Raw genomic sequence first — 19,408 nt, 5'->3', positions numbered from 1 at the left:
CCCTGCCCCACCAGAATCAAATACGCCGTGCGGCGTAACGCTTGAGCATGCTCGGAACATCGAGAATCAGCGCGATCCGACCGTCACCGGTGATGGTCGCACCCGACATGCCCGGGGTTCCCTGCAGCATTTTGCCCAAAGGCTTGATGACCACTTCTTCCTGGCCAACCAGTTGATCGACAACAAAGCCGATGCGCTGGGTGCCCACGGACAAGATCACCACATGGCCTTCGCGCTGCTCTTCATGCTTGGCCGAAGCCACCAGCCAGCGCTTGAGGTAGAACAGGGGCAATGCCTTGTCGCGCACGATCACCACTTCCTGGCCGTCCACCACGTTGGTGCGCGACAGGTCGAGGTGGAAGATCTCGTTGACGTTGACCAGCGGGAAAGCGAACGCCTGGTTGCCCAGCATCACCATCAGGGTTGGCATGATCGCCAGAGTCAACGGCACCTTGATGACGATCTTCGAGCCTTGGCCCTTGGTCGAGTAAATGTTGATCGAACCATTGAGCTGGCTGATCTTGGTCTTCACCACGTCCATGCCCACGCCACGGCCGGACACGTCGGAAATCTCGGTCTTCGTCGAGAAGCCCGGGGCGAAGATCAGGTTGTAGCACTCGGTGTCGGTCAGGCGGTCGGCGGCGTCCTTGTCCATCACGCCACGCTTGACCGCGATATTGCGCAGAATCGTCGGGTCCATGCCTTTGCCGTCATCGGTGATCGACAGCAGGATATGGTCGCCTTCTTGCTCGGCCGCCAGAATCACCTTGCCGTTGCGGGACTTGCCCGCAGCTTCGCGTTCTTCCGGCGTTTCGACGCCGTGGTCGACGGCGTTGCGCACCAAGTGGACCAGCGGGTCGGCCAGGGCCTCTACCAGGTTTTTGTCGAGGTCGGTTTCTTCACCCACCAGCTCCAGGTTGATTTCTTTCTTGAGCTGACGAGCCAGGTCGCGAACCAGGCGTGGGAAGCGGCCGAAGACTTTCTTGATCGGCTGCATCCGCGTTTTCATCACGGCGGTCTGCAAGTCAGCGGTGACCACGTCGAGGTTCGACACGGCCTTTTGCATGGCTTCATCGCCGCTGTTCAGGCCCAGGCGCACCAGACGGTTACGCACCAGCACCAGTTCGCCGACCATGTTCATGATGTCGTCCAGGCGTGCGGTATCAACCCGTACGGTGGTTTCGGCTTCACTGGCAGGCTTCTCGGCCACTGGCGCCGCGGCAGCCCGTGCAGGCGCCGGGGCGGCTGCGGGGGCCGGAGCGGGTTTGGCGGCGGCCGGTGCGGCGGCTTTGGCTGGGGCAGGTTTCGCGGCTACCGGGGTGGCAGTCGCCGCGGCGGCCGGGGCCACTTCGGTGAACTTGCCTTTGCCGTGCAATTCATCCAGCAAGGCTTCGAATTCGTGATCGGAGATCAGCCCGTCGCCAGCCGGTGCTGCCGTGGCAGCAGGTGCGGCGGCGGTGGCCGCGACTTCCGGCAAGGCTTCGGCCGCAAAGGTGCCCTTGCCATGCAACTGGTCGAGCAACGCTTCGAATTCGTCGTCGGTAATGTCGGTGTTGGCAGACGCCGCTGGTGCCTGCGGCGCAGCGGCAGGTGCCACGGCGTCGGCGGCAAACTGGCCTTTGCCATGCAACTGGTCAAGCAGGGACTCGAACTCGGCGTCGGTAATGTCTTCGCTGGTCGGCGCCGCGGGCGCAATGGGCGCAATGGGCGCCTGCGGTGCTTCAGCTTCGGCCTTCACCGCACTGAGGGAGTTGAGCAACTGCTCGAACTCGCTGTCGGTCACATCCGGCTCAGCCTCGACAACCGGCTCAGGCGCCGCTGCCACAGGTGCCGCCGACGTGGCCGGTTCTGCCAGGCGTGCCAGGGCCGCCAGCAGTTCCGGCGTGGCCGCAGTGATCGGCGCACGTTCGCGCACTTCGCTGAACATGCCGTTGACCGCATCCAGTGCTTCGAGAATCACGTCCATCAGTTCCGAGTCGACGTGCCGCTCACCCTTGCGCAGGATGTCGAACACGTTCTCGGCGATGTGACAGCACTCCACCAGCTCATGGAGCTGGAGGAAGCCGGCGCCCCCTTTTACAGTGTGAAAACCGCGAAAAATTGCATTGAGCAGGTTCGCATCATCCGGTCGGCTTTCCAGCTCGACCAGTTGCTCGGACAGTTGCTCTAAAATTTCGCCGGCCTCTACAAGGAAATCCTGAAGGATTTCTTCATCGGCGCCGAAGCTCATGTGGGTGCTCCTTAGAAGCCTAAACTGGATAACAGGTCATCTACGTCATCCTGACCTGACATAACGTCTTCACGTTTATCGGCATGAATCTGCGGACCTTCACCCTTGGCGAGATGTTTTTGTGGATCTTTTTCCGAGAGGATCGCTTCGCGGTCATGTTCGATGCCGGCAAAACGGTCTACCTGGCCGGCCATGAGCACCAGTTTGAGCAGGTTGCTTTCCACTTCGGTGACCAATTGGGTCACGCGCTTGATCACCTGACCGGTGAGGTCCTGGTAATCCTGGGCCAGCAGAATGTCATTGAGGTTGCTGGAAACCGTGCGGTTTTCCTGCTCGCTGCGTGACAGAAAAGCATCAACCCGACGCGCCAACTCACGAAACTCTTCAGCCCCCACTTCACGACGCATGAAGCGGCCCCAGTCAACGCTGAGCGCCTGAGCTTCGGTGGCCATGCCATTGACCAGCGGCGTGGCGTTTTCCACCAGGTCCATGGTGCGGTTGGCCGCCGCCTCAGTCAGCCTGACCACATAGGACAGGCGTTCGGTGGCATCGGTGATTTGCGAAATTTCTTCGGCCTGGGGCATGTGCGGGTCAATCTGAAAATTGACGATCGCACTGTGCAGCTCGCGTGTGAGCTTGCCCACTTCCTGGTACAGGCCGCGGTCACGGGTCTGGTTAAGCTCATGGATTAACTGCACCGCGTCGCCGAACTGGCCTTTTTCAAGGCTTTCGACCAACTGGTGAGCATGCTTTTTCAGGGTCGACTCAAAGTCGCCCTGTGACGTTTCTTTATGCTCCATAGCTCCCCCGTGGCAGCATCAATGACCGATGCGTTCGAAGATTTTTTCGATCTTCTCTTTCAAGGCCAGTGCAGTGAATGGCTTGACCACGTAGCCGTTTACCCCGGCTTGGGCGGCTTCGATGATCTGTTCACGCTTGGCTTCGGCGGTCACCATCAATACAGGCAGGCTGCGCAGTTTTTCATCGGCGCGCACGTGACGCAGCAAGTCGATACCGGTCATGCCCGGCATGTTCCAGTCGGTTACCAGAAAGTCGATGCTCCCGCTGTTGAGGATCGGAATCGCCGTAATGCCGTCATCCGCCTCGACCGTGTTGGTGAACCCAAGGTCACGCAACAGGTTTTTTATGATCCGCCGCATCGTTGAGAAGTCATCAACGATGAGGATTTTCATGTTCTTGTCCAATTCGACCTCCAAGCAGTCTTAAACGCGCCCAGCACCTGGACGCGCCATTTCAATCAACAGGCGTTACACAAAAAGGACTGCCCAGGGCACCACGGTACGAACCCGCGAAGGCATGAAGCCTTCGCGGTAGCGTCTGCAGTGTCCCCACACTGCCTGTCAGCGCGCGCGCCACTCTCCCAATCGCCCCCGCAAGCGGGCTGCGCACTGGCTGTGCAACTGGCTGACACGCGATTCGCTGACCCCCAGGACCTCACCGATTTCCTTGAGGTTCAGCTCTTCGTCGTAGTACAGCGCCAACACCAGTCGCTCACGCTCCGGCAAATTGGCAATCGCTTCCGCCAGCGCACCCTGGAAACGTTCGTCCTCCAGGTCGCGTGACGGTTCGAGATGAGCACTCGCGCCGTCCTCGTGCAGCCCTTCGTGTTCGCCGTCCTGCAACAGGTCGTCGAAACTGAACAGGCGGCTGCCCAAGGTATCGTTCAAAATCCCGTAGTAATCGTCGAGACTCAATTGGAGTTCGGCCGCAACTTCATGATCTTTAGCGTCACGACCGGTTTTTGCTTCAATTGCGCGAATTGCGTCACTGACCATGCGCGTATTGCGGTGTACCGAACGCGGCGCCCAATCCCCTTTACGCACTTCATCGAGCATCGCGCCACGGATACGGATACCCGCATACGTCTCGAAACTCGCGCCTTTGCTCGCGTCGTATTTAGTCGACACTTCGAGCAGACCGATCATGCCGGCCTGGATCAGGTCTTCGACCTGCACGCTGGCCGGCAGGCGTGCCAGCAAGTGATAGGCAATGCGCTTGACCAGGGGCGCATAGCGCTCGATCAATTCGCCCTGGCTGTCACGTGCCGACTTTTTGTAAAGGTTGTAGCCGCTGGATGTCATAGCACAGGTCCCGCGCTCGTCTGATGCACCAATCGCTCGACGAAAAACTCCAGATGCCCCCGAGGGTTGGCGGGCAACGGCCAAGTATCGACCTTCTGGGCAATAGCCTTGAACGCCAGTGCGCACTTCGAACGAGGGAACGCTTCGTAGACCGCACGCTGCTTTTGCACAGCCTTGCGTACACACTCGTCATAGGGAACTGCGCCTACATATTGTAAGGCGACATCCAGGAAGCGATCCGTGACCTTGGTCAACTTGGCGAACAGGTTGCGCCCTTCCTGCGGGCTTTGGGCCATGTTGGCCAGCACGCGGAAGCGGTTCATGCCGTAGTCACGGTTAAGCAGTTTGATCAGGGCATAGGCGTCGGTGATCGAGGTGGGCTCGTCGCAGACCACCAGCAGCACTTCCTGGGCGGCGCGCACGAAGCTGACCACGGACTCGCCGATGCCGGCGGCGGTGTCGATCACCAGCACGTCGAGGTTATCGCCGATATCGCTGAACGCCTGGATCAGGCCGGCGTGCTGCGCCGGGCTCAGGTGCACCATGCTCTGGGTGCCCGAGGCGGCCGGCACGATGCGAATGCCACCGGGGCCTTGCAGCAGCACATCGCGCAGCTCGCAGCGGCCCTCGATCACATCGGCAAGGGTGTGTTTGGGTGTCAGCCCCAGCAGAACGTCGACGTTCGCCAGGCCCAGGTCAGCATCCAGCAGCATGACGCGACGGCCAAGCTCTGCCAGGGCCAGGGACAAATTCACTGACACGTTAGTTTTCCCGACGCCACCTTTGCCGCCGGTCACCGCGATCACCTGTACGGGATGCATGCTGCCCATTTTATTTCTTTACCTTGTCTTGCTTAGACGCAGGCTACATGGCTTGGCCGCGTGAATCGCTTGCAGACCATCGATGTAGATACATTTCATGGTGTTCATCCTGGCCTTAACCGACCCGTTTGGCGGGGTTGTGGTAAAGGTCGGCGAACATATCGGCCATCGCTTCCTCGCTAGGCTCTTCTTGCATTTGCACGCTGACAGCACGGCTGACCAACTGATGACGGCGCGGCAGATGGAGATCATCCGGGATCCGCGGCCCGTCGGTCAGGTAGGCGACCGGTAATTCATGACTGATGGCCAGGCTCAGCACTTCACCCAGGCTCGCGGTTTCATCGAGCTTGGTGAGGATGCAACCGGCCAGGCCGCAACGCTTGTAGCTGTGATATGCAGCGGTAAGAACCTGTTTCTGGCTGGTGGTTGCAAGCACCAGGTAATTTTTTGACTTGATGCCACGCCCGGCCAGGCTTTCGAGCTGCATGCGCAGCGCCGGGTCACTGGCTTGCAGGCCGGCGGTGTCGATCAGCACCACGCGCTTGCGCAGCAGCGGGTCGAGGGCATTGGCCAGCGACTGGCCCGGGTCAACGTGGGTCACTGTCACATTGAGAATGCGACCCAGGGTCTTGAGCTGCTCCTGGGCGCCAATGCGGTAGCTGTCCATGCTCACCAGCGCGATATTCTGCGCGCCGTACTTGAGCACATAACGCGCTGCCAGCTTGGCCAGGGTGGTGGTCTTGCCCATGCCGGCCGGGCCGACCATGGCAATCACACCGCCCTCTTCCAGGGGTTCGATTTCCGGGGTGACGATCATGCGTGCCAAGTGCGCCAGCAACATGCGCCAGGCCTGGCGTGGTTCTTCAACTTCGGCGGTCAGCGCCAGCAGGTCGCGGGACAACGGGCCAGACAGACCGATGCGTTGCAGGCGACGCCACAGGTTGGCTTGTTGCGGCTTGCTGCCTTGCAACTGGTTCCACGCCAGCGAGCCCAGCTGCACTTCGAGCAGCTCACGCAGGCCGTTGAGTTCAAAGCGCATCGAGTCGAACACGCGCTGGTCGACTGCGGCAGCCGGGGCCGGCGCTGCAGGACGTGGCGGTTCTTTGAAGGTCGGTTCAACCAGCGGCTCGGCAGCGGTCAGCGGCAGGCCGGCGAACAACTGGCGGTTGGTGCTGGCATCGCTGTCGCCACGCATGCTCAATTCAGCCTGGGCCGAGACAATCCGCGAGGCCGTCTTGCGCAGCTCGTCTTCGAGCTCCATGTTCGGCACACGCGGCGCCAGCGCCGAGGGGGTGTAATCCAGGGCAGCCGTCAGCTCGACACCGCCGGCAATACGACGGTTTCCGATAATCGCGGCATCGGCGCCCAGCTCATCACGTACCAGTTTCATGGCCTGACGCATATCGGCGGCGAAAAAACGCTTAACTTGCATAACCCACTACCTCAGCCGTTGTGCCCTACTGTCGCGACAATAGTCACTTGCTTGTTGTCAGGAATTTCCTGATAAGCCAAAACGTGCAAATTCGGCACTGCCAGACGTCCAAACCGCGACAACATCGCGCGGACCGGGCCCGCCACCAGCAGAATCACCGGGTGACCCGCCATTTCCTGGCGCTGCGCGGCTTCAATCAATGAACGCTGCAGTTTTTCCGCCATGCTTGGCTCCAGCAGAACGCCCTCTTCCTGGCCTTGTCCTGCCTTCTGAATACTATTGAGCAATATTTGTTCCAACCTTGGCTCCAAGGTGATCACAGGCAGCTCAGACTCAATCCCTACAATGCTTTGCACGATTGCACGGGACAATCCGACCCGCACCGCCGCCACCAGCGCGGCGGTATCTTGACTCTTGGCGGCGTTGTTCGCGATGGCCTCGGCGATGCTGCGAATGTCGCGCACCGGCACCTGTTCGGCGAGCAAGGCCTGCAACACCTTGAGCAATTGCGACAGCGAGAGCACGCCCGGCACCAGTTCTTCGGCCAGTTTTGGCGAGGCTTTGGCCAGCAAACCCATCAATTGCTGGACTTCCTCGTGGCCGATCAGCTCGTGGGAGTGCTTGTACAGAATCTGATTGAGGTGCGTGGCGACCACCGTGCTGGCGTCTACCACGGTGTAACCCAGCGATTGCGCCTGGCTGCGCTGGCTGACTTCGATCCACACCGCTTCCAGGCCAAAAGCCGGATCTTTGGCGGTGATGCCGTTGAGCGTGCCGAACACCTGGCCGGGGTTGATCGCCAGTTCGCGGTCGGGATAAATCTCGGCTTCGGCGAGGATCACGCCCATCAGGGTCAGGCGGTAGGCGCTGGGCGCCAGGTCGAGGTTGTCGCGAATGTGTACGGTGGGCATCAGGAAGCCCAAGTCCTGGGACAGCTTCTTGCGCACGCCCTTGATCCGCGCCAGCAATTGGCCGCCCTGGTTGCGGTCTACCAGCGGAATCAGGCGGTAGCCGACTTCCAGGCCGATCATGTCGATCGGGGTCACGTCATCCCAGCCCAGCTCCTTGGTTTCCTGGGCGCGGGCCGGCGACGGCAGCAGGTCCTGCTGGCGGGCGATCTCCTGCTGGGCCTGCACCTTGACCAGGTTTTGCTTGCGCCAGAACAGGTACGCGCCGCCAGCGGCCATGGCCGCCATGCTCAGGAACGAGATATGCGGCATGCCCGGCACGATGCCCATGATCGCCATGATGCCGGCGGCCACGGCCAGCGCCTTGGGCGAGGCAAACATCTGGCGGCTGATCTGTTTGCCCATGTCTTCGGAGCCCGAAGCACGGGTCACCATGATCGCGGCGGCTGTGGATAACAACAGTGATGGCAATTGCGCCACTAAACCGTCACCGATGGTCAGCAAGGCGTACACCTTGCCCGCATCGCCGAAGCTCATGCCGTGCTGGAAGATACCAACCGCCATGCCGCCGATCAGGTTGATGAACAGAATCAACAGGCCGGCGATGGCGTCACCGCGCACGAATTTGCTCGCGCCGTCCATGGAACCGTAGAACTCGGCTTCCTGCGCCACTTCCAGACGACGGGCCTTGGCCTGGCCCTGGTCGATCAGGCCGGCGTTGAGGTCGGCGTCGATCGCCATTTGTTTGCCGGGCATGGCGTCGAGGGTAAAGCGCGCGCTCACCTCGGAAATCCGCCCGGCACCCTTGGTCACCACCACGAAGTTGATGATCATCAGGATCGCGAACACCACGATACCGACCACGTAGTTACCGCCGATCACCACTTCACCGAACGCCTGGATCACCTTACCGGCGGCGGCATGGCCGTCCTGGCCGTGGAGCATCACCACCCGCGTGGACGCCACGTTCAGCGCCAGGCGCAGCAGGGTCGCAATCAGCAGGATGGTGGGGAATACCGCGAAATCCAGCGGCCGCAGGGCGTACACGCAGACCAGCAGCACGACGACGGACAGGGCAATGTTGAAGGTGAAAAACACGTCGAGCAGGAACGGCGGCATCGGCAACATCATCATTGCCAGCATCACCAGCAACAACAACGGCACACCCAGGTTGCCCCGCGACAGATCAGTCAGGGTGCCACGGGCCGTGTTGAGCATTTGAGAGCGATCTACCACCGGTATTCCTCGTGTTCCTTGAAGCAAAGTTTTGACGCTGAAGCGCGTCCTGAAGGCGGTATTGCAAGAAGCCTTCCAACTTTTGCTTTGAGGCGTAGATCACCTCACAAGCGATCGAGCCTTCCGGGTGTCAATCGATTCAGAAATGTGGGAGCGGGCTTGCTCGCGAAGGCGGTGGTTCAGTTTGAACATTGCTGAATGACACACCGCTTTCGCGAGCAAGCCCGCTCACACATTGGATTTGTGTACATCTGCTGCTATCGAGGAAATTTCCGACACGGTTGTGGGGTTGTCCTAGGAAACTCGCTCTCTAGTCTTCGTACACCGCTCCCCGACCGTATTCTTCACTCTCGCCGACAGCATCAGCACCGAAAACCTGTGCCTAAAGGACTTCAACGTGCTCAGCCTGCGGCCCTTTCGCCCCCTGGGCGACGTCGAATTTCACTTTTTTACCTTCTTCAAGCGTCTTGAACCCCTCACTGACGATGGCCGAAAAGTGAACGAACACGTCAGACCCGCCCCCATCCTGAGTAATGAAACCAAACCCCTTCTCCGCGTTAAACCACTTCACTGTGCCTGTTGCCATTGCCGCTCTCCTTGGATCGGGTTCCATGACCCGCACGGGTCGCTAGATAATCTTGATATGCGCCGCGAAGACGCCCTTGGGCCGATGGATCCTCGCAAATTGCACCCGCAGGCCCTTTTTCAACCAAACCCCGCACGAACTCTTGAGATCCACGTGCACCGGCTCATCGCCGCCATCCAGTGCAATCAAGCCTTCCCCGGTTTTCCGGCTATAGGATTTGATCGTGCCCGTTACCGCTTCCATTACCGCTCCCTCTGCATCTCTACAACGACCTGTGTGCAGTGTGCCGCCATGGAACCGCGAGCAGGCGGCGCTGGCTACTGTCAGAGTTGACAGGTAGACGGGGGTTAACGACGAGTGGTAGCCGATGGCGCGACGAACGTATCGCGGCGAGCAGAAGTTTTTGTAGCGAGCGGGTTTGCCCCGCGCGGGGCTGCGAAGCGGCCCTGAAACCGGATGCTGCAGTGGGTCTGAGGGAATGCGGTGGCCAATTGGGGCGGCTGCGCAGCCCAACGCGGGGCAAGCCCGCTTGCCACAAGAAGCCGCTCGCTAACCATTCAGAATCAGGAATCGCGGCGCAAATCCGGCGGGATCGGCAGATCCTTGAGCGGGTCAGGCCGCTTGCCCTTGCCCGCGCGGTATTGGCGGATCTGATAGACATAGGCCAACACCTGCGCCACGGCCAGGTACAAGCCCGCCGGAATTTCCTGGTCGAGGTCGGTGGAGTAGAAGATCGACCGCGCCAATTCCGGCGACTCCAGCAACAGGATGTCGTTGGCCACGGCAATTTCGCGGATTTTCAGCGCCGTAAAGTCGCTGCCCTTGGCCAACAGCATCGGCGCGCCGCCCTTCTCCGGGTCGTACTTGAGGGCCACGGCGTAGTGAGTCGGGTTGGTGATGACGACGTCGGCATCCGGCACCGCCGCCATCATCTTGCGCTGGGACATTTCGCGCTGCAGCTGGCGAATGCGCTGCTTGACCTCAGGGCGACCTTCCTGGTCCTTGTGCTCGTCACGCACCTCCTGCTTGGTCATCAGCAGTTTCTTGTGGCTTTCCCACAGCTGGATCGGCGCATCCACGGCGGCGATGATGATCAACCCGCAGGCCATCCACAGCGCGCTCCAGCCCACCACCTGCACGCTGTGGATGATCGCCGACTCCAGCGGCTCATGGGCGATGCGCAGCAAGTCGTCGATGTCGGACGACAACACCGTCAGCGCCACAAACAGAATCAGGATGAATTTGGCCAGCGCCTTGAGCAGTTCCACCAGCGCCTTGGTGGAAAACATACGCTTGAGCCCAGGCCCGGGGTTCATCCGGCTGAACTTGGGCGCCATGCTGCCGGCGGCAAAGAGCCAGCCACCGAGGGACACCGGCCCGATCAAGGCCGCCAGCAACAAGGTGATGAGCACTGGCTGCACCGCCAGAATCGCGATCTTGCCCGAGTGCAGCAGGTATTGGCCCATGGCGCCGGGGCTGAGCAGCACCTCGCGCGGCAAGGAAAAGTTGAGCTTCATCAGCTCCATCATGTCCAGTGCCAAACCACCGCCGTAAATCAACAGGCCACCGGAACCGGCAAGCATCACGGCGAGGGTATTGAGCTCTTTGGAGCGCGCAATCTCACCCTTTTCCCTGGAGTCCTTTTTGCGTTTCTCCGTGGGGTCTTCTGTTTTGTCCTGACCACTCTCGCTCTCGGCCATGGCTCAACGCGCCCGTGCCAGATCACGTAAGAACTGCAAGGCGTCGGTCGCCAGCGGTTGATACTGATTGAGAATGTCGGCCATGCCGATCCAGAAAATCCCCATGCCCAGCACCAGGGTCAGCGGGAAACCAATCGAGAAAATGTTCAGTTGCGGCGCCGCGCGCGTCATTACGCCGAACGCGATGTTGACCACCAACAGCGCGGTGATTGCCGGCAACACCAGCAACAGCGACGCGCCCAACACCCAGCTCAGGCGCCCCACCAGTTCCCAGAAGTGACTGACCACCAACCCCGAGCCCACCGGCAAGGTGGTGAAGCTTTCGGTCATGACCTCAAACACCACCAGGTGGCCGTTCATGGCCAGGAACAGCAAGGTCACCAGCATGGTCAGGAATTGCCCGATTACCGCCACCGACACGCCGTTGGTAGGGTCGACCATGGACGCAAAGCCCATGCCCATCTGGATCGAGATGATTTGCCCGGCGATTACAAACGCCTGGAAGAACAATGTCAGCGAAAAGCCCAGCAGCGCGCCAATCAATATCTGCTCGGCGATCAGCAGCAAGGCACTCAGGTCCAGCGCATTCACCGGCGGCATCGGCGGCAGGCCGGGCACGATCACGACGGTAATGGCAAAGGCGAAATACAGGCGGATACGCCGCGGAACCAGGGTGGTGCCGAACACCGGCATGGTCATCAGCACCGCCGTGACGCGGAACATCGGCAAGATGAAAGACGCCACCCAGGTGCTGATCTGGGTGTCGGTCAGTGCCAGCACAGATTGCATGCGGTCAGCCGATCAACTGCGGAATACTGCCGTACAGCTGCAGGATGTATTCCATGAAGGTTTGCACCAGCCACGGGCCGGCGACGATCAAGGTGATCAGCATCACCAGCAACCGCGGGAGGAAGCTCAAGGTTTGTTCGTTGATCTGGGTCGCGGCCTGGAACATCGCCACCAGCAGGCCGACCAACAGGCTCGGCACCACCAGCACGGCGACCATCATGGTGGTCAGCCACAGCGCTTCACGGAACAGGTCGACCGCTACTTCTGGGGTCATGGCGCTAAACTCCGCCGAAACTGCTGGCCAGCGTGCCGATAATCAGCGCCCAGCCGTCCACCAGCACAAACAGCATGATCTTGAATGGCAACGAAATAATCAGTGGCGAGAGCATCATCATGCCCATGGCCATCAGCACGCTCGCCACCACCAGGTCGATGATCAGGAACGGGATGAAGATCATGAAGCCAATCTGGAACGCGGTCTTGAGCTCGGAAGTGACAAACGCCGGCACCAGGATGGTCAGCGGCGCCTGATCCGGCGTGGCGATGTCGGTGCGCTTGGACAAGCGCATGAACAGCTCAAGGTCGCTGGAGCGGGTTTGCGACAGCATGAAGTCCTTGATCGGGCCCTGGGCCTTGTCGATCGCATCCTGGGCGCTGAGTTTTTCCGCCAGATAGGGTTGCAGGGCTTGCTGGTTCACCTTGTCGAACACCGGCGCCATGATGAACAGCGTCAAAAACAAGGCCATGCCGGTGAGGATCTGGTTCGACGGCGTCTGCTGCAGGCCCAGGGCCTGACGCAAAATCGAAAAGACGATGATGATCCGCGTAAAGCTGGTCATCAGCATGACAAACGCCGGAATAAAACTCAGCGCGGTCATGATCAGCAGGATCTGCAGGCTGACCGAGTATTCCTGAGCGCCGGCGGCGTTGGTGCCCAGCGTGATTGCCGGGATCGACAACGGGTCGGCCGCAAACGCCAGTGGCGCGGCCAGCAACAGCATGAGCGTCAATAAAACGCGCATTACTTCTTATCCTTCTGATCCTTGCCCAGCAACTCCATCAGGCGCTGGGCGAATTCTGGCGTGGCGGCCTCGGTCTTGGCCACTTCCACCGGCGACTTGAGCACATGCAACGGGGTGATACGGCCAGGCGTGATGCCGAGCAGAATCTGCTCTTCGCCGACTTGCACCAGCACCAGACGATCACGCGGGCCGAGGGCGCGCGAGCCGATCATCTCGATGACCTGGCCATTGCCCGGGCCGATACGCTGCACGCGGCGCATCAACCAGGCCAGCACGAAAATCAGACCGACCACCAGCAACAGGCCCAGCACCAACTGGGTCAATTGCCCGCCGATGCCGCTGCTGACCACGGGGGCCGCAGCCGCCGCTTGGGCAACCGGCTCAGCCGCCAGGGCGCTCAATGGCAGCGCCAGAAACAGTCCCGCCATCGAATACTTCATATCAGCGCAACTTCTTGATGCGTTCGCTTGGGCTGATCACGTCCGTCAGGCGGATGCCGAACTTCTCGTTGACCACCACCACCTCGCCGTGGGCGATCAGGGTGCCGTTGACCAGCACGTCCAGCGGCTCACCGGCCAGGCGGTCGAGTTCGATCACAGAACCCTGGTTGAGCTGCAACAGGTTGCGGATGTTGATTTCGGTGCTGCCCACTTCCATGGAAATCGACACCGGAATGTCGAGGATCACATCCAGGTTCGGACCGTCGAGGGTCACCGGGTCGTTGTTCTTCGGCACGCTGCCGAATTCTTCCATCGGCAGGCGCTTGCCGGCCGGCGCGGTGGCGGCGTCGGCGGCCAGCAGCGCGTCGATGTCGTCCTGGCCGACATCGCCGGTTTCTTCCAGCGCTGCAGCCCACTCGTCAGCCAGGGCCTGGTCTTCGGCGGAAGTGTTTTCGTGTTCGGTAGCCATTACATGTCCTCGGCGAAGCAAAAATAATTGTTGATCAGCGGCGGTTGATCGGTTCGATCACTTGCAACGCCAGGTTGCCTTTGTGCGAACCCAGCTTGACCTTGAACGACGGCACGCCGTTGGCACGCATGATCAGTTCTTCCGGCAATTCCACGGGAATCACGTCCCCCGGCTGCATGTGCAAAATATCCCGCAGACGTAGCTGGCGACGGGCCACAGTGGCGCTCAGAGGTACGTCGACGTCGAGCAGGTCTTCGCGCAGGGCCTTGACCCAACGCTCGTCCTGGTCGTCCAGGTCGGACTGGAAACCGGCGTCGAGCATTTCGCGCACCGGCTCGATCATCGAGTACGGCATGGTCACGTGCAGGTCGCCGCCGCCGCCATCGAGTTCGATGTGGAAGGTGGAGACCACAATGGCTTCGCTGGGGCCGACGATGTTGGCCATGGCCGGGTTCACTTCCGAGTTGATGTACTCGAAGTTGACTTCCATGATCGCCTGCCAGGCTTCCTTCAAGTCGATGAAGGCTTGCTCGAGCACCATGCGCACTACGCGCAATTCGGTCGGGGTGAATTCACGGCCTTCGATCTTGGCGTGACGGCCGTCGCCGCCGAAGAAGTTGTCCACCAGCTTGAACACCAGCTTGGCGTCGAGGATGAACAGCGCGGTGCCGCGCAACGGCTTGATCTTGACCAGGTTGAGGCTGGTGGGCACGTACAGCGAGTGCACGTACTCGCCAAATTTCATCACCTGCACGCCGCCCACGGCCACGTCCGCCGAACGGCGCAGCATGTTGAACATGCTGATACGGGTGTAGCGGGCGAAACGTTCATTGATCATTTCCAGCGTCGGCATGCGTCCACGGACGATGCGATCCTGGCTGGTGAGGTCATAACTTTTGACGCTGCCGGGTTCGGCAGCCATTTCGGTCTGTACCAGACCATCGTCGACGCCATGCAACAGCGCATCGATTTCATCCTGGGACAGCAGGTCTTGCACGGCCATGTCGTGATCCTACTGCAATACGAAGTTAGTGAAGAGCGCCTGCTCGACCACGACTTTGCCGAGCTCTTTCTGGGCCACTTCCTGCACGCTGGCAGTGACCTTCTGGCGCAGCATTTCCTGGCCGACCGGGGTCGCCAGGCTGTCGAAGCTCTGCCCGGAGAACAGCATCACCAGGTTGTTGCGGATCACCGGCATGTGCACTTTGAGCGCATCCAGGTCCGCCTGGTTACGCGCCAGCAAGGTGATGCTCACCTGCAGGTAGCGTTGACGGCCGTTCTGATTGAAGTTGGCAACAAAGGCCGGCAGCATCGGTTCGAAGATTGCCGGTTGCTTGACGTTACTGGCGGTTTCGGCGGCGGGTGCCGGCTTGCTTGCACTGCTGTGCATGATGAACCAGGTGCCGCCAATCGAGGCGCCGATGGCCAGGAGCAGGCCCAGCACGATCAGCAGGATAAGCTTGAGCTTGCCTTTGCCTGCGGGGGGAGTTGCTGCGTCGTCGCTCTTCGCCATGCCAATAATCCGTCACTATTCTGGGATTCATAGATCTACGGAAAGGCAAGAGCAAGTGTTATGCCAGAGTTGTCAGCTAACCCGGTAAGCGCGAACACCCCATATCAAATGTGGGAGCTGGCTTGCCTGCGATGGCGGTGGCTCAGCTCACATCTGTGTGACTGATACACCACCATCGCAGGCAAGCCAGCTCCCACATCGATCGGGTTTCAACAGGGGTCAGGCGTAGTAATCAACGGCGCTGGAGCCGATCACTGTCTGGGTCACTGGCGCGACCGCTGCCGCCACCTCAGCGTGATCACCGGCATCCCCGCCATCACCCCGCCCGCCGCTGCCACTCACGCCGCGCGCCTGGTTCTGCTGCTGTTGATCCTGGCCCTGCCCCTGCCACCCACGCGACTGATCCGAGACGTTGACGTCGACCTGCCCCATGCCTTGCTGGGCAAACATCTCGCGCAGACGGCCGGACTGGCTTTCCAGTGCTTCACGCACCACGGCGTGACCGCTCATGAACGTGACTTGGGCCTGCTGGTCCGCGGTCATGTTGACCTTGATGTCCAGGCGCCCCAACTCTGCCGGCTGCAACTGAATTTCTGCCGACTTGAGGTTGGCACTGGACAGGTACATCACGCGGTTGACCACTTCCTCGGTCCAGCCGCTCTGGTGCATGGCCAGCGGCGCATTCGCAACCGGTGGCAAGGCATTCGCGGTTTTCGGCGTGGCGGCCTGGGTCAGTGCAGCGAGGCGGTTGGCGAAATCATCCACGCGGGTGTCGCTGCTGGCGTCTTTCAAATCCTTGAGGCCACCTTCGATCAACCCGTTGAAGGCTTTGTCGCCGCCCTGGTCAGTGCTGTCCTTGGTGGCTTGCTGATCGACCATAGTCGCCAGGCCCGCAGCAAAGCTCTGCGCAGCGGTCGGCTGATCCTGCGTGGTGGTCGGTGCGGTTTTCTGCGGCGTCTGGCTACTGGCCGAGACGTGACCGCCCTGCTCCATCGCCAGGCGCACGGCAGGCATCGCGTCCAGCGGATCCGCCTCCGGGTCGAAAGCCGGCTGTTTGGCGTCATCGGTGGCTGCCACAGCGGGCGCGACGACTGGCTGGGCCTTATCGTCCTTGGCGGCTACAGGTGCCGGCGTTTCCACCGGCACCGGCACCGGCACGGGGACCGGTGTGACCGCGGCGACCACTGCCGGGTCAACCACGGGATCGACCGGAGGCTGCTGCGCCACCGCCGGGTCGGCGGTTTTGTCGTCGTCATTGCTGGCGCTGTCGTCGGATTTGGCCGGCGGCTTGGCAGGCAAGGGATTGCCGCTATCGGCAACGGCCGGCTTGCTGGCGGCAGGCTTATCGTTGCCTGCAGCCGGCCTGGATGGGGTGTCCGAGGGCTTGTCACGCGTGACTTTGGCCGGGGCATCGTCGCTCTTGAGCGTCGGTTTCGGGCTTTGGTTTGCAAACACTTGCGCGAAGCCAGGGCCCTTGCCTCGTGGGTCCGCAGCCGCTACCGAAGGGGTGGCGGCCGGCGCTTGAGGCTTGGCCGCAGCGGCAGCCTGAAGAAGCGAATTGGGGGCGACTGGCATAGGTAAGGGTCTCCACTGCACTGGGATCGGGGATGCAGTAACCAGAGGTAGAGCAAGAGTTGGGCCAGGTTTACCTCGAACCCTCAATCACAGCTGAAAACGCTGACGCTCGTGTTCGTACAAAGGCCGAACCAGCGCGAACTCCTGGTCGATTTCGTCTACCAGTTCATCCAGGTCCACGCGTGTCAGTTGCGCAGAGCCGTCTTCGAGCCGGCGGCAAAGTTCTGCCAACCGCACCGCCCCCAGGTTACCGCTGCTGCCCTTGAAGCTATGCGCGATCCGTCCCAGCGCCTTGGCATCGTCGCGAGCCTTGCGCAACGCTTCGACACGCTTCTGCGAATCGTCAAGGAAGGTATCCAGCAGTTTCGGGTACTCGCCTTCCATCACTTCCTGCAAACCCGACAACACATCGGGGTCCAGATGAATCTCAGCCACTTGTTCGCTCCTTGATCAAGAATCGGCGGATTATGCCAGAGCCCCCCAGCAAAACTCCACGCACACACTGCGCCCGCCATCGGACCAGCGTACATCGCTGCTCAACTGGCGCACCAGGCTCAAGCCGCGGCCAGACAGACGGTCGACATCCATCGGCCGCGCCAGCACCTGTTCCACGTCAAACCCCGGACCGCTGTCCTCAATGCGCAGCGTCATTTTGCCGCCCGTGGCGGTCGGCACCACCTGCACATGCACCCGCACGTAACCGCTGTTCAACTGCCCCAGCCGCTCATTGCGCTGGCGGTAATAGTCGGCGAACCCCTGGGCATCTCGCTTGAGGCGCGAATCCAACTCCAGCACACCATGCTCCAGCGCGTTGGAATACAACTCGGCCATCACACTGTAAAGCGCCCCGCTCTGCCCGCGCAGACCGTGAATCTCCAGCAGCAACTGCAGCAGATACGGCAGCGGGTTGTAGCTTTTGAGGGTCTGCGCACGGAATTCGAAACTCACCGACCAATCCAGCGGGCACGACTGCCCGCTGTCGGCGTAGACGGGCTCGGCCGCGCGCAACGGCTGGCCGGCCTGCAAGGTGATTTCCACCATGCTGACGTCATCGCGCGCCTGGCCGCGAAACGCCGCCAGCGCCCGCTCGATGTCTTCGAATAACCGGTCGGGCTCGCGGTTGGCCGCGAACACCTGCTGCAAGCGCTCGGCGCCAAACAGCTGGTCATTGGTGTCAGCCGTGTCGAGCACGCCGTCGGAGAGCAAAAACACCCGATCGCCCAGCGCCATGGGCCAGACCTCGGTGCCGTCATCGAACGCCTGTGCCGACAACACACCCAGTGGCAGGTGCCGCGACACCAGCGGCGTGCGCTTGCCCGTGGCGACTTCATGCACATAGCCTTCGGGCATCCCGCCGTTCCACACCTCCACCACGCGCCGCTGGGCGCTCAGACACAGCAGCGTGGCGCAGCAGAACATGTCCACCGGCAGGATGCGTTTGAGCTTGGCGTTCATCTCGCGCAGGGTCTGCGCCAGGCCGTAGCCCTTGGCGGTCATGCCGTAGAACACTTCCGCCAGGGGCATGGCCCCCACGGCGGCCGGCAGGCCATGGCCGGTGAAGTCGCCGAGCAAAACATGCATGTCGCCGGAGGGTGTGTACGCCGCCAGCAGCAGGTCGCCATTGAACAGGGCGTAGGGCGATTGCAGGTAACGAATGTTCGGCGCCGCATTGATGCAGCCCGAATGCGCCACCTTATCGAACACCGCCTTGGCCGCGCGCTGCTCGTGCAGCAGGTAGTCGTGGTGCCTGGCAATCTGGTCACGCTGCTGCAAGACCGTGGCCTGCAGCCGGCGCAGGCGGTCCATGGCGTTGATTTTCGCTGCCAGGATCAACTGGTTGTAGGGCTTGGGCAGGAAGTCATCGCCGCCCGCGTCCAGGCACTGGGCCAGCGCCTCGCTTTCGCGCAGCGAGGTCAGGAAGATGATCGGAACCAGCGCCTCACCGGCAAGCTGCTTGATGCGCCGCGCGGCTTCAAAGCCGTCCATCACCGGCATCAACGCGTCCATCAACACCAGTTGCGGGCGCTCGCGGGTAAACAGCTCGACCGCTTGCGCGCCGTTGGTGGCGGTGAGTACTTGATGCCCCTGACGCCGAATGATGGTCGACAGCAACAGCAAGTCGGCAGCGCTGTCTTCGGCGATCAGGATGGTCAGCGGTTCCAGGACCGGGGCCAGGCTGCTCAACTGAGATCGAACAGTTTGTCAAAGTTGGAAATGGCGAGGATCTTGCGCACATCGGAGTTGCTGTTGATCACCTGGACTTCGGCATTGTCGCCACCGGCATGGTCACGCAACAGCAGCAACATGCCCAGGGCCGAGCTGTCCATGTAGGTGGTGTCTTTGAGGTCCACCACGTAGACCTCGGGCACCTTGTAGAACCGCTCGTAGGCATCACGAAAGGCCTGGTGGCTACCGAAATCGAATCGCCCTTTGACGGTAATCGTCAATTTTTTCCCGTCCAGGGACACTTCTGACACGACTGACATGCGACTGCTTCCTTGTCATTGGCAATGTGCAACAAGGTTTAGCAGGTGATCGGGGTATGGGCAACACAGCCAATCAAATGTGGGGGGGCTGGCTTGCCT

General features: G+C 61.1%; 21 protein-coding genes. All 21 read right to left on the bottom strand.

The genetic code is table 11. The features are described from left to right. Positions 1 to 16: 16 nt before the first annotated feature. Complete coding sequence (locus tag AACU78_RS14360) at positions 17 to 2,230, bottom strand: chemotaxis protein CheA (RefSeq protein WP_106576472.1); 2,214 nt, start codon at positions 2,228 to 2,230, stop codon at positions 17 to 19. 11 nt (positions 2,231 to 2,241) lie between these two features. Then, positions 2,242 to 3,030, bottom strand: a complete 789-nt coding sequence (locus AACU78_RS14355) for a protein phosphatase CheZ (protein WP_106576471.1) — start codon at positions 3,028 to 3,030, stop codon at positions 2,242 to 2,244. Positions 3,031 to 3,048: 18 nt separating this feature from the next. Continuing rightward, a complete protein-coding gene (locus AACU78_RS14350) occupies positions 3,049 to 3,423 on the bottom strand; it encodes a chemotaxis response regulator CheY (RefSeq protein ID WP_005790040.1) in 375 nt (124 codons plus the stop codon). A 168-nt stretch (positions 3,424 to 3,591) separates the two neighbouring features. Further along, entirely contained in the window at positions 3,592 to 4,332 is a 741-nt protein-coding gene (gene fliA, locus AACU78_RS14345; RefSeq protein ID WP_016973417.1) for an RNA polymerase sigma factor FliA, read from the bottom strand. After that, positions 4,329 to 5,162 (bottom strand): flagellar synthesis regulator FleN, encoded by an 834-nt coding sequence (fleN, locus tag AACU78_RS14340; protein ID WP_003192912.1) that lies wholly within the window; start codon positions 5,160 to 5,162, stop codon positions 4,329 to 4,331. Before fleN ends, fliA begins: the two co-directional genes overlap by 4 nt. 106 nt (positions 5,163 to 5,268) lie before the next feature. Further along, positions 5,269 to 6,585 carry a flagellar biosynthesis protein FlhF gene (flhF, locus tag AACU78_RS14335; RefSeq protein WP_106576470.1) on the bottom strand — a complete coding sequence of 439 codons (1,317 nt, stop codon included), beginning with the start codon at positions 6,583 to 6,585 and terminating at the stop codon, positions 5,269 to 5,271. Between the two features lie 11 nt (positions 6,586 to 6,596). Beyond that, positions 6,597 to 8,711, bottom strand: coding sequence for a flagellar biosynthesis protein FlhA (flhA, locus tag AACU78_RS14330; RefSeq protein WP_106576469.1), 2,115 nt, complete (start codon positions 8,709 to 8,711; stop codon positions 6,597 to 6,599). 400 nt (positions 8,712 to 9,111) lie between these two features. Beyond that, positions 9,112 to 9,315: a cold-shock protein gene (locus AACU78_RS14325; RefSeq protein WP_106576468.1), complete on the bottom strand. Its 204-nt coding sequence runs from the start codon at positions 9,313 to 9,315 to the stop codon at positions 9,112 to 9,114. 42 nt (positions 9,316 to 9,357) lie between these two features. Next, a complete protein-coding gene (locus AACU78_RS14320) occupies positions 9,358 to 9,558 on the bottom strand; it encodes a cold shock domain-containing protein (protein ID WP_106576467.1) in 201 nt (66 codons plus the stop codon). A 320-nt stretch (positions 9,559 to 9,878) separates the two neighbouring features. Beyond that, complete coding sequence (gene flhB / locus AACU78_RS14315; protein WP_106576466.1) at positions 9,879 to 11,015, bottom strand: flagellar biosynthesis protein FlhB; 1,137 nt, start codon at positions 11,013 to 11,015, stop codon at positions 9,879 to 9,881. 3 nt (positions 11,016 to 11,018) lie between these two features. Beyond that, positions 11,019 to 11,804, bottom strand: a complete 786-nt coding sequence (gene fliR, locus AACU78_RS14310) for a flagellar biosynthetic protein FliR (protein WP_064453451.1) — start codon at positions 11,802 to 11,804, stop codon at positions 11,019 to 11,021. A gap of 4 nt (positions 11,805 to 11,808) precedes the next feature. Continuing rightward, the gene (gene fliQ / locus AACU78_RS14305; RefSeq protein ID WP_003214552.1) at positions 11,809 to 12,078 is read right to left on the bottom strand and encodes a flagellar biosynthesis protein FliQ; all 270 of its coding nucleotides are present in this window, start codon (positions 12,076 to 12,078) and stop codon (positions 11,809 to 11,811) included. 4 nt (positions 12,079 to 12,082) lie between these two features. Beyond that, a complete protein-coding gene (fliP, locus tag AACU78_RS14300) occupies positions 12,083 to 12,826 on the bottom strand; it encodes a flagellar type III secretion system pore protein FliP (protein ID WP_106576465.1) in 744 nt (247 codons plus the stop codon). Further along, positions 12,826 to 13,266, bottom strand: coding sequence for a flagellar biosynthetic protein FliO (gene fliO, locus AACU78_RS14295; RefSeq protein ID WP_106576464.1), 441 nt, complete (start codon positions 13,264 to 13,266; stop codon positions 12,826 to 12,828). Before fliO ends, fliP begins: the two co-directional genes overlap by 1 nt. Before the next feature lies 1 nt (position 13,267). Then, positions 13,268 to 13,735 carry a flagellar motor switch protein FliN gene (gene fliN / locus AACU78_RS14290; protein ID WP_057700902.1) on the bottom strand — a complete coding sequence of 156 codons (468 nt, stop codon included), beginning with the start codon at positions 13,733 to 13,735 and terminating at the stop codon, positions 13,268 to 13,270. Positions 13,736 to 13,769: 34 nt separating this feature from the next. Further along, positions 13,770 to 14,738 carry a flagellar motor switch protein FliM gene (gene fliM, locus AACU78_RS14285; protein ID WP_010166091.1) on the bottom strand — a complete coding sequence of 323 codons (969 nt, stop codon included), beginning with the start codon at positions 14,736 to 14,738 and terminating at the stop codon, positions 13,770 to 13,772. Between the two features lie 9 nt (positions 14,739 to 14,747). Beyond that, positions 14,748 to 15,248, bottom strand: coding sequence for a flagellar basal body-associated protein FliL (gene fliL / locus AACU78_RS14280; protein WP_106576463.1), 501 nt, complete (start codon positions 15,246 to 15,248; stop codon positions 14,748 to 14,750). A gap of 219 nt (positions 15,249 to 15,467) precedes the next feature. Further along, positions 15,468 to 16,823 carry a flagellar hook-length control protein FliK gene (locus AACU78_RS14275; RefSeq protein ID WP_106576462.1) on the bottom strand — a complete coding sequence of 452 codons (1,356 nt, stop codon included), beginning with the start codon at positions 16,821 to 16,823 and terminating at the stop codon, positions 15,468 to 15,470. Positions 16,824 to 16,910: 87 nt separating this feature from the next. After that, entirely contained in the window at positions 16,911 to 17,258 is a 348-nt protein-coding gene (locus tag AACU78_RS14270) for an Hpt domain-containing protein (RefSeq protein ID WP_106576461.1), read from the bottom strand. Positions 17,259 to 17,288: 30 nt separating this feature from the next. Continuing rightward, on the bottom strand, positions 17,289 to 19,007 hold the full coding sequence (locus tag AACU78_RS14265) for an ATP-binding SpoIIE family protein phosphatase (protein WP_106576460.1): 1,719 nt from the start codon (positions 19,005 to 19,007) through the stop codon (positions 17,289 to 17,291). Next, on the bottom strand, positions 19,004 to 19,309 hold the full coding sequence (locus tag AACU78_RS14260; RefSeq protein WP_106576459.1) for an STAS domain-containing protein: 306 nt from the start codon (positions 19,307 to 19,309) through the stop codon (positions 19,004 to 19,006). Before AACU78_RS14260 ends, AACU78_RS14265 begins: the two co-directional genes overlap by 4 nt. Positions 19,310 to 19,408 lie beyond the last annotated feature (99 nt).

The organism is Pseudomonas sp. R9.37, assembly GCF_963878885.1.
Lineage (GTDB): Bacteria > Pseudomonadota > Gammaproteobacteria > Pseudomonadales > Pseudomonadaceae > Aquipseudomonas.
Note: the sequence above shows the minus strand (reverse complement) of the source record. Positions and strands in the feature narration are given on the sequence as shown.